The following is a 9944-nucleotide window of genomic DNA, read 5'->3' on the forward strand; positions in this document are numbered from 1 at the left end:
AGTGCGGCCTGCGTGCCTACTTTACTGGCGTGCTTTGGCCCACGTCACTGTCTGCCGTAGCCGCCGACTCGATGCGCCCCTCGGACCGTTTGGCAAGCAGCACCTGCAATTGCGTCCAGTTTCCCTCCTGCGGCCAGCCTGAGAAATTGGCAACCACCTTTCCGTCATGTATCAGATAAAAGGTCGGCGTACCCCAACTGTCGATCATTGACCAATCCGCAGTGTGGCGTGCCAGTACGATGGATTGATCCGTATGCGTCTTATTCCAAGTTTCAAATAACTCGTAATCAAGACGCAGCCCAACAGGCGCCAACCATACAAGGGTGACGCCACGCAAGAGCGGATGATGCCTCAGATCGTCCATGGCTCTCACTGAAAACCTGCAGTGCGGAAGGACGACCACGACCAGTGTGTCTCCGCGCAACGGCACCTGGATTTCGCGCAGCCGCCTCTTGTCCTGATCGATGGCATAGGCATTCGGCCGAACAGCGGACGCCGCCCTTACTACATCGGGTACTGGCTCAAACGCCAAGTCGGGATGATGCAGTGCCAGTCGCTTTGCCTCAGCGAAGCGGCGGAACTGTAGAAGCGTCTGGTGGTAGCGCTTCACTGCATCGGGCCCTGCGGATGAGCCGTATGCGTCCATGACCTTGATCATGTCATGCAAATAGCGTTCGTCTTTGGTGTAGTAGGCAAGGCGCTGGCTCGCCTGCGAAAGTATCTCCAGGTCCTCCGCAGAGACGTCAATCAAGTGCGACGCGTTGACCGCAGGCGCAAAACCAGTGTCGTAAGCATCCGCCAGACGTTGCAGGCGTTCGTTACGGGGAAGGCTCAGAGTCGCATCATCGAGCTCAACCAAGCGGCGGTAAGCATCATTCAGCGGCTCCGCAGGACCCTGCGCCCGGCACACCCACGTAACCAGCAGAAACACCGGGGCGAGAACCCAGCGGAACCGGTACTGACCAATCGACATGACATCAGCCTCCAATGGCCTGAATCAGAAAGGGAAGCCGCCCTCACCTTTTGCATCTCTCCACATCGGCAAAAAACGCCATGCCCCAATCATAATGTATCGATGCGGCCTGGCGAACGCCAGCGCTAGAACTGACTAGCAGTTGGCGCCAACACAAATTTTCCCGAGAGCTTCCACACAGGTAGCCCTGGCTACGCAAGCATGGTCAGGGTAATCCGCTTTACTGCTCGCTTCCGGGCTGCATCTCCCATCGCCTGGACTTGCAAATGCACGGGAACCTGCAGAAGACATGATCGTCTTGCTAAACCCATCGGGCTGCCTCAATCCAGGAATGAGTGTGACTGTTGCCTGCTGACCAAACAGCGCCAGAACTTTATATGCCTCAAGCGCCGTCAACTCGATCGCCAAATCCTTGTACGAATAGCTCGCAAGGCCATTTCGCGAAAAGACTAGGCTGTTTAAAAACTTTTCTCTCGCCACAGGAGACAAAAATTTCAAAGGTGATCGAGCAGGCAGAACCCGTAAATATTCTTGTAATTCCGCTTGAGAGCGAATCGGAGCAACCTCCTGATCCATTAGTCGCTGGTCCAGCGCCGCCCTTATAGTCTCATTAGCCCCCCCCTCCATCTTGAGCGCTAACACCGGATACTACGCAATAAATCATACCCATCGCTGCAATTTTCATAATTTTCATAATATCTCCTATTATCAAAATGTATATCGCAACACTCCCTTTGGGAGTTTCCAGTTCGGGACGCCATACATCCGGACACCCGATATTTCTTGATACACCCATTGAAATTAAAATTCAACCCGTTTTGCGCCGCACTAAATTATTCAGTCGTTGCCGGACTGGGCATGGGCAAAGCCAAAGCCAGCCGGCTAACCGAAACTGAAGCAATCAATCGGTCAATCGCTCCCACAGGAAGCTGTAGGCCAACGCCGCCATGTGCGCCGCCTGCGCATTGTTGGCCGCACCGCCGTGGCCGCCTTCGATATTCTCGTAGTAGGTCACGTCCTTGCCGGCCTCGATCATCTTGGCGGCCATCTTGCGCGCGTGGCCCGGGTGCACGCGGTCGTCGCGCGTGGAGGTGAGGAAGATCACCGGTGGGTAGGTCTTCTTCGGGTCGAACAGATGATACGGCGAGAAGGTCTGGATGAACTTCCAGTCGTCGGTATCCGGGTTGCCGTATTCGGCCATCCACGAGGCGCCAGCCAGCAGGTGGCTGTAGCGCTTCATGTCCAGCAGCGGCACCTGCACCACCACCGCACCGAACAGTTCCGGATACTGGGTCAGCATGTTGCCGGTCATCAGGCCGCCGTTGCTGCCGCCCTGCACGCCAAGATGCTTGGTCGAGGTGATCTTGCGCGCGACCAGATCCTTGGCCACTGCAGCCATGTCTTCGTAGGCCTTGTGGCGATTCTGCTTGAGCGCGGCCTGGTGCCAGCGCGGGCCGTATTCGCCGCCGCCGCGGATGTTGGCCACCACGTAGACGCCACCCTTTTCCAGCCAGGCGCGGCCCATCGAGCCGGAATAATTCGGCGTCATCGAAATCTCGAAGCCGCCATAGCCATACAGCAACGTCGGCGCACTGCCATCGAGTTTCAACGCCTTCGGGCGCACCAGGAAATACGGCACGCGGGTGCCGTCCTTGCTGGTAGCGAAGTGCTGCTCGATGCTGTCCTTGCCGGCATCGAAGAACGCCGGCATGGTCTTGAGCGGCTGCGGCGCGGTGCCCACCTCCCCCCACGACAACGTGGTGGGGGTTCAGATAATCGGTGACGGTCAACCACAGCGCGTCGCTGTCATCGCTGTCCACCGCGCTGACATCCACGGTGCCGAATGCCGGCGCACCGACGAAGGCGCTCTTCTTCCAGCCATCCTGCGAGGGGGTGATCACGCTCAGACGGTTCTTGACGTCTTCCAGCACATTCAACACCAGGTGCGACTTGGTCCAGGCGATGCCGGCCAGCGAGGTGGTGTCGGTGGGCTCGAACAGCACATCGAAGTTGCGCTTGCCCGCCATGAAGTCGTCAAAGCGCGTCGCCAGCAGCGAGCCGGCCTTGTAGGTCTTGCCGCCCACCGTCCACGGTTCGCGCAGTTCCAGGGTCAGCCATTGCCGCTTGACCGACTTGCTGGCCGAATTTGGCGCATCCACCTTGACCAGCTTGCCGTCGGCGCCCTTGAGATACATCTCGTCGTTGTAGAAGGCCAGCGCGCGGCTGACGAAATCGCGCTCGAATCCGGGCGTGTCATCGTGCATGGCGGCGATGTACATATCGGTCGGCTTGCCTTCGTACACCACCGTGGCGGCGCTCAGCGCGGTGCCGCGCTTCCACTGCTTGGCGATGCGCGGGTAGCCGGAGCTGGTCAGTGCGCCGGGGCCGAAATCGGTAAAGACGTAAACGGTGTCCTTGTCGATCCAGCCCAGGCCACCCTTGGCTTCCGGACGGAAGAAACCGTCCTTGACCCACTGCTTGCCGGCCAGATCGAATTCGCGCGTGACATCGGCATCTGCGCCGCCGCGCGACAGCGAGATCAGGCAGCGTTGGTAATCCGGGCGCAGGCAATCGGCGCCGTGCCAGACCCAGTTCTCGCCTTCGGCCTTGTTGAGCGCATCCAGGTCCAGCACGGTTTCCCACTGGGGCGCCGGCTTGCGGTACTCGTCCAGCGTGGTGCGCCGCCACAGCCCGCGCTCGTGCTGCTTGTCCTTCCAGAAGTTGTAGTAATACGGGCCGATCTTCTGGACGCCGGGAATCTTCGCGTCCGAATCCAGCACCTCACGGATGCTGGTTTCCATCTGCGTGAACGCCGGGGTGGCGGCCAGCCGCACTTCGGTCTTGGCGTTTTGCGCCTTCACCCACTCCAGCGACTTGGCGCCGGTGACATCTTCCAGCCAGGTGTAGGGATCGTTGGGCACGGCGGTTTCCTCTGCAGAGACGGCGCCAGCGGTGATCAGGCCGGCAACCAGGCAGATCGAGGCGAACTTGGACATGAATTTTCCGAGAGAACGAGCGGACGGCCGGACCGTAGCACAGCCCTCCGCCCGCCCGGCCCTGCCGAAGGTCAGGCCGCGCGCACCTGTGTCGCCACACGTGAAGTACTGCGCCGGCGTTGCGCCTGCGGCCCGCGCCGACGTGGCGCAGCGCGTCGCGCACCGGGCCGCACCAGAGTCGGCAACGCGAACCGGTGCAGGCTCCACCACGCCAGCATCGGCATACCGACCAGCCACAGCGGCAGCCAGCCGATCCACTCGCTGTGGCCGCGCGCGGCCGGCCACACCAGCACCAGGGCCAGCCCGGCCAGGGCGATCTGCCGGACTGGGCGCAGCACGGCCGGGTCGGGACGTTCGGAACGAAGGGGATAACGATGCGACATGGCGGCACTCCGTGGCAGGAAGGATCACAATAAGCCGGCAGGATTGCCTGCGCCCATCTCACCGACTGCGACCTGGCCGTGGCGCGGTCGATGCGGATGCGATCGCCGCCAACATGTCCAGGCAGCTGCGGCCACCGCATCCCCCCACAAGCCAGTGCCCGCACAGGCCTCTTCTGCGCTGCCCCTCCCGGCTGGTCATGCCGAGGCCAGACTCCGCTCGATCACCCTTCAAGCCACCCACATTGCTGGCACAGCAGACGTTAGCTGCGCCAAGCGCACACCGGTACCCTGATCGCAATGCCCATCGGCCCTGCGAGCAAAATGCGGCCACCGACGCCAGAACCGATCATTGACGCGAACTTTGCCCCCTTCATGCGATAGTGCACTGCTTCAACCGCCCTTTTTGTGATGTTGCGATGCGCCTGACCGTTACGATCGCCCTCGCTTTTCTGTTCATCCTCGGCTTGCCCGTGGCATCCGCCAAGGACACGTCTGCCGATGAACCGGCGGTCGATCTGTCCAAGATCATGGGCACTTGGTACGTGATTGCGCGCATGCCCAATCCGGTGGAACGCGGCCATGTCACCAGCCGCGACGAGTACACCCTGGTCGAAGACGGTAAGGTGGTGGTGCGCTATCTGTATCGCGATGGTTTTGGCGAGCCGGAAAAAGAAGTCAGCGCACGCGCGTCGGTGGATGCGGAGAGCGGCAACCGCGATTGGCGGGTGTGGTTCTACAGGGTCATCCCAGCCAAGCAGCGCATTCTGGAAATCGCACCGGATGGTTCCTGGATGCTGATCTCCTACCCCGGGCGCGATCTGGCCTGGATCTTCGCGCGCAAGCCGGACATGAGCCGCGATCAGTACCGCAAGCTGGTCGACAAGATGCGCGACGATTATTCGATCTATACCGACAAACTCAAGCGCGTGCCGCAGCTTCGCGATCAAGTTGACCGCTTGGGCTTTGAAGTACCGAACAAGCGCTGACGTTGGCGTGTCGATCGGTTGCCTGGCAAGATTCGGCTGTTAAGACGTCAGCTAATCAGATGCGCCGGTCGAAGGAAGATCAGATGCAATGCGTCGTCGTCAGCGTTGTGATTTCTAGAGCATCAGCCCGCGCCTGGCGCGGTTGCATAAGGCGGTGCGCAGCCAACAGCCGATACAGGCTCTGGCCGCAGTGCCAAGCGCTGCGCAAGAGAGGCGCGTGGCACTGCGCGCACGCGCTTGTTGCACGCCGGCTCGCTACAAGTTAGCCACCGCCCAGCCACGCTCAGTCGTAATTGCTCAGCGCCAGCGACAACAACGCCTTGGCCTGCTCGCGCAGCGACACCGGTTCGACAATTTCTGCATCCGAGCCGTAATGCAGCACGTCCATCAGCAATTCGCGTGAGTTGCTGTACGGCAGTTTGAGCTCGTACCGGCCGTCGGGCAGAAAGCGCCCCTGCTGCTTGGAATGCCAGTGCTCGTCGGCGACCCAGCGCGCGGCCTTGGCACTGAAGGCGATCGTGGCCCAGCCCTTGGGCGCACCCGAAAAAATGCCGTAGCTGGCCGCCAATTGCGCGTCCAATTCGCTGTCTGGCACATCGCGCGGCACGGTTTCGAGCAGGCGCGCGTGATTGATGCGGTCCACTGCAAAACTGCGCACGCCATCGCGGCCGTGATCCCAAGCGTCCAGATACCAGTTGTCGCGGTAATGGGTGATGCGCTGCGGGGAGACGATGCGCTTGGTCGATTCGTCGGTTGAACGCGCCCGGTAATCGAAGCTCAATTGCTTGCGCTCCAACACGCCCGAAGCCACGGTGCGGAAGCTGGCTTCGTCCAGCTTGCGGCCGCGATGCGGAATCACCCGCACCCGGTCCACCGGCCATTGCGACACACCGGCCTGGGCGGCCAGCAACCCTTCGATCCGTTGCTGCAGCGGCGCCAGCATCGACGACAACACCCCGCCGCCGGTGCGCGCGAGCAATTGCTGCGAGGCCAGCAGGGCGTGCAACTCTTCCGAGCTCAACCACAGGCCGGGCAACTCGAAGCGGTCGCTTTCGCCGGACAGATACCGAAAGCCCGACTCGCCGTCGCCTTCCACCGGCGCCATCAGCGCATCGCGCAGAAACGCCAGATCACGATACACGGTTGCGCGGGAACAGCTCAGCTCATCCTGCAGCCGCGCCACCGTGACCGGGTAGCGTGCCGACTTGAGCAAGCGATGCAGGGAGTTGATGCGTTCGTAGCGGTCCATGCGTCGATTATGTCCGAGTCTTTGCGCGGCAGGGTGAGCGTGGATGGGCGGAACCCACGATGGCAGGCCGTCCGCATGCGCAGACCCGCGCCTGGCCTGCCCCGCTGCGGTGCCGTATCGCTCTTAAGTGACACTGGCGGAAGTGTCACGCTTGATCATGGCGCGCCCGATCAGCCCGATCAGCCCAATCGACCGCCATCTAAGGCCATCGACCGAACCGCCAATGAAGCGCGGCGCTCACCCGGCCATGACGCAGACGCCCAGTCCGTTATCATGAAACCGCTTACACCCATAAACCCTACTCCTCCAGAACGAGCTGCCCATGCCCCGCCGTGCCCTGTTGTCTGCCCTGCTGCCGCTGTTGTTGATCACGCCCATCGTCTGGGCCCAGGCAGTCGCACCGGTGCCGGTGGATCCGGCTGCGGCGCTGATGCCCTCACCTTGGAGCGGTAGCAGCGGCGAGCTCGGCTATGCCGCCGCCCACGGCAACAGCACCACCGACAGCCTCAACGGCCGTGTCCGGTTGCGCTATACCGATGGCGACTGGATCCACAGCCTGGATGCCACCGCGCTGCGGTCGAGCTCGGAGTACACCAATACCAATGACGACGGCAGCACAGAACGCGAACGCCAGACCACCGCCGAGCGTTACACCGGCAGCGTGGGCAGTGCGTTGCAGCTGGGCGAACACCGCCAGCTGACCGCCACCGGTCGCTACGAAATGGATGACTTCGCCACCTATGACCGCCTAGCCACCTTCGGTATCGGTTACGGCACGCGCCTGATCAACGCCAACCGTTTCTATCTGGATGCGCAGGTGGGGCCAGGTATCCGCCGCGCGCACAACAGCGACGAAGATCGCAATGAGACCGGCCTGATCGGGCGCGGCCTGTTCGACCTCAAATACACCGTCACCGACAACACCGACCTGATCAACACGCTGCTGGTGGAATCGGGCGAATACAACACCTATGCGCAGAACGATTTCGGCGTGCAGGTCAGCATGAACTCGCACTTCGCGCTCAAGGCCGCGTGGCAGATGCGCCACAACAGCGAGGTCAGCGAAGGCGACAAGAAGACCGACACGCTGACCACGGTCAACCTGGTCTATACGTTCAAATAAGCGCGACTGCAAAAGAAACGCGCAGCCGGCGCTGGCTACCGGATCGATACGCACCTGCAGGATACTGCGGCGCGGTGAGGCTTGATCAAAGCGCTTCATCGCGCCGCACGCGCGCATTCCAATCATGCATGCGCGTGCAGCTCACTTAGGCCTTTGCGCCGTTCGCACGCTTGACGCGCTGTGGTTACAGCTCTGCCAACAACTGCCCGGCGCCCTTGTCGAACAGACCTTGCGCGACCAAGCGGCCGAGTGCTTCGGTGTCCTCGGCGCTGCCGTGCGCCTCGGCGTGGATCAGGCGTCCGTCGCTGGCGCTGCCGACCATGCCCTGCAGGAACAATCCTTCGCCTTCCCAGCGCGCGAAGGCAGCCACCGGCACATGGCAGCTGCCGTGCAGAGCGCGATTCATCGCCCGCTCGGCTTCCACGCAGGCGCGTGTGCGGCCGGCATCCAGCACCGCCAGCAGGTCATGAATGTGCGCATCGTCGCCACGGCATTCCACCGCCACTGCGCCTTGTGCAGGTGCAGGCAACCACTCCGGTACGTCCAGTCGCTCGGTGATGCGCGCAGCGAAACCCAGCCGCTGCAAACCGGCGCAGGCCAGCACGATGGCGTCATAGCCACCATTGTCGAGCTTGGCCAGGCGGGTGTTGACGTTGCCGCGCAGGTCGATCAGTTCCAGATCAGGGCGCGCGGCGCGTAACTGCGCCTGGCGACGCAGCGAAGAGGTGCCCACGCGTGCGCCCAGCGGCAGCGCCTGCAAGGTGGCGTAGAGATTGGAGACCAGCGCATCGGCCGCATCGCCGCGCTCCAGAATCGCCGGCAGCACGAATGGGGGGTCCAGTTCCATCGGCACGTCCTTGAGCGAATGCACTGCGCAATCGGCCTCGCCGCGCAGCATCGCCAGCTCCAGTTCCTTGAGGAACAGGCCCTTGCCGCCGATCGCGGCCAGCGAGCGGTCCAGCACCTCGTCGCCACGGGTGCTCATCGGCACCAGCACGACCTCCAGCCCGGGATGGTGCTGGCGCAGCGCGGCGGCGACGTGTTCGCTCTGCCAAAGGGCGAGCGGGCTCTTGCGGGTGGCGATGCGGAGCGTGGTCATCCGGCCATTATCACGGACCGGACGCATAACGCCTACCTAGCGCAGTTGCTCGCGCAGGCTGGCCACGCAGCGGCGGCTCACTTCCAGGGTTTGCAGCACGTTGCGCAGCACCGCGTGCACCTGTCCATCGCCGCTACGGCGCAGTTCCACCAGCTCGGCGCGCGCGACCAAGCAGTTGCGGTGGATGCGCACCAGACGGTCGGCGAATTCATCTTCCAGCGATTTGAGCGACTCTTCGATCAGGTCCTCGCCACGGGTGTGGTGGACGATGACGTACTTTTCTTCGGCCTGCAGGTAACGGATGTCCTGGATGGCGATCAGCCGCAGGCTGCCGCGCAGACGTGCGCACAGATGCGTGCGCAATGGCGGCGGCGTGGCGCTGGGCGCACGCCCGGCCAGAAAGGTGGCCACCTTGTCTAGTGCGGCGGCCAGCCGTTCCGGGCGCACCGGTTTCATCAGGTAATCCAGTGCGGCCGCGTCGAAGGCCGAGAGCGCGTGCTGGTCGTAGGCGGTGCAGAACACCACCGCCGGTCGGGGCTGGCTTTGGCGCAGCAGCCGTGCGGTTTCCAGGCCGTCGACGCCGGGCATGGCGATGTCCAGCAGCACCAGGTCCGGATGCAGGTGTTGGCATTGCTGCAGCACCTGCTGGCCGTTTTCGGCCTCGCCAATCACGTCGACGTGCGGATGTTCGCCCAGCAACAGGCGCAGGCGCGCGCGCGCCAGTGGCTCGTCATCGGCGATCAGCACCCGCACTTGCGTGGCCGTCATGGACTCCCCCTCGCTGCAGTGACGTTCCCCTTCACGGCAGCGGCAATGTGATCTCACAGGCATAGTAGCCTTCAGCCCAGCTGGCCGCCATCCGGGCCCCGGCACCGAACTGAAATGCCAAGCGGTGCGAGATGCTGGCTTGGGCGTGTCCGGCGCCGGCGAGCAGCGGCAATTGAGTACCCGGCTGCGGGGCCGGATTGACGATGCGGATCTGCAACTGGCTGCCGCGCTGACGCAGCGACAGGTACAGCGTGCCGCCTTCGGGCAGGCGCGAAATCCCATGCAGCACCTGAGGTTTCCCCACGTTTTCCCGAGATAGATCAGCTGGTTGCACCCGGATCGTGTAGAAACAAGTGCGCGCATCGTG

8 protein-coding genes and 2 pseudogenes are annotated in these 9944 nt (G+C 62.7%); 2 read left to right on the forward strand and 8 right to left on the reverse strand.

The features are described 5' to 3' along the window. Positions 1 to 16: 16 nt before the first annotated feature. From XpopCFBP1817_RS04955 to XpopCFBP1817_RS04970, 4 genes and pseudogenes are all read right to left on the reverse strand, one after another. Positions 17 to 973 carry a hypothetical protein gene (locus XpopCFBP1817_RS04955; protein ID WP_128416252.1) on the reverse strand — a complete coding sequence of 319 codons (957 nt, stop codon included), beginning with the start codon at positions 971 to 973 and terminating at the stop codon, positions 17 to 19. A 135-nt stretch (positions 974 to 1108) separates the two neighbouring features. Beyond that, positions 1109 to 1615 carry a hypothetical protein gene (locus tag XpopCFBP1817_RS04960; protein WP_244171059.1) on the reverse strand — a complete coding sequence of 169 codons (507 nt, stop codon included), beginning with the start codon at positions 1613 to 1615 and terminating at the stop codon, positions 1109 to 1111. A gap of 259 nt (positions 1616 to 1874) precedes the next feature. Next, a pseudogene (locus tag XpopCFBP1817_RS04965) lies at positions 1875 to 3969 on the reverse strand (prolyl oligopeptidase family serine peptidase). Between the two features lie 71 nt (positions 3970 to 4040). Further along, on the reverse strand, positions 4041 to 4352 hold the full coding sequence (locus XpopCFBP1817_RS04970) for a hypothetical protein (RefSeq protein WP_128416253.1): 312 nt from the start codon (positions 4350 to 4352) through the stop codon (positions 4041 to 4043). 416 nt (positions 4353 to 4768) lie between these two features. Here XpopCFBP1817_RS04970 and XpopCFBP1817_RS04975 point away from each other — a divergent pair, with 416 nt between their 5' ends. Beyond that, the gene (locus XpopCFBP1817_RS04975; protein ID WP_128416254.1) at positions 4769 to 5338 is read left to right on the forward strand and encodes a lipocalin family protein; all 570 of its coding nucleotides are present in this window, start codon (positions 4769 to 4771) and stop codon (positions 5336 to 5338) included. Positions 5339 to 5621: 283 nt separating this feature from the next. Here the strand turns inward: XpopCFBP1817_RS04975 and XpopCFBP1817_RS04980 are convergent, their stop codons facing one another. Beyond that, positions 5622 to 6587 carry a helix-turn-helix transcriptional regulator gene (locus tag XpopCFBP1817_RS04980; RefSeq protein ID WP_128416255.1) on the reverse strand — a complete coding sequence of 322 codons (966 nt, stop codon included), beginning with the start codon at positions 6585 to 6587 and terminating at the stop codon, positions 5622 to 5624. Positions 6588 to 6909: 322 nt separating this feature from the next. On the opposite strand from XpopCFBP1817_RS04980, the gene XpopCFBP1817_RS04985 reads away from it, so the two are divergent. Further along, the gene (locus XpopCFBP1817_RS04985) at positions 6910 to 7710 is read left to right on the forward strand and encodes a DUF481 domain-containing protein (protein WP_128416256.1); all 801 of its coding nucleotides are present in this window, start codon (positions 6910 to 6912) and stop codon (positions 7708 to 7710) included. A 184-nt stretch (positions 7711 to 7894) separates the two neighbouring features. On the opposite strand, the gene hemC is transcribed toward XpopCFBP1817_RS04985, so the two are convergent. The 3 genes and pseudogenes from hemC to XpopCFBP1817_RS05000 form a co-directional block, all read right to left on the reverse strand. Next, complete coding sequence (gene hemC, locus XpopCFBP1817_RS04990) at positions 7895 to 8809, reverse strand: hydroxymethylbilane synthase (RefSeq protein ID WP_128416257.1); 915 nt, start codon at positions 8807 to 8809, stop codon at positions 7895 to 7897. 36 nt (positions 8810 to 8845) lie between these two features. Further along, on the reverse strand, positions 8846 to 9577 hold the full coding sequence (locus XpopCFBP1817_RS04995) for a LytR/AlgR family response regulator transcription factor (RefSeq protein ID WP_128416258.1): 732 nt from the start codon (positions 9575 to 9577) through the stop codon (positions 8846 to 8848). A 31-nt stretch (positions 9578 to 9608) separates the two neighbouring features. Further along, positions 9609 to 9944 (reverse strand): annotated as a pseudogene (locus XpopCFBP1817_RS05000) (hypothetical protein); the annotation flags it as partial.

Source organism: Xanthomonas populi, from assembly GCF_002940065.1.
In the GTDB taxonomy this organism is placed as follows: domain Bacteria; phylum Pseudomonadota; class Gammaproteobacteria; order Xanthomonadales; family Xanthomonadaceae; genus Xanthomonas; species Xanthomonas populi.

Coding starts and splice junctions, on each gene's coding strand:
- XpopCFBP1817_RS04955 (WP_128416252.1), bottom strand. CDS start 973: ATGTCGATTGGTCAGTACCGGTTCCGCTGGGTTCTCGCCCCGGTGTTT.
- XpopCFBP1817_RS04970 (WP_128416253.1), bottom strand. CDS start 4,352: ATGTCGCATCGTTATCCCCTTCGTTCCGAACGTCCCGACCCGGCCGTG.
- XpopCFBP1817_RS04975 (WP_128416254.1), top strand. CDS start 4,769: ATGCGCCTGACCGTTACGATCGCCCTCGCTTTTCTGTTCATCCTCGGC.
- XpopCFBP1817_RS04980 (WP_128416255.1), bottom strand. CDS start 6,587: ATGGACCGCTACGAACGCATCAACTCCCTGCATCGCTTGCTCAAGTCG.
- XpopCFBP1817_RS04985 (WP_128416256.1), top strand. CDS start 6,910: ATGCCCCGCCGTGCCCTGTTGTCTGCCCTGCTGCCGCTGTTGTTGATC.
- hemC (WP_128416257.1), bottom strand. CDS start 8,809: ATGACCACGCTCCGCATCGCCACCCGCAAGAGCCCGCTCGCCCTTTGG.
- XpopCFBP1817_RS04995 (WP_128416258.1), bottom strand. CDS start 9,577: ATGACGGCCACGCAAGTGCGGGTGCTGATCGCCGATGACGAGCCACTG.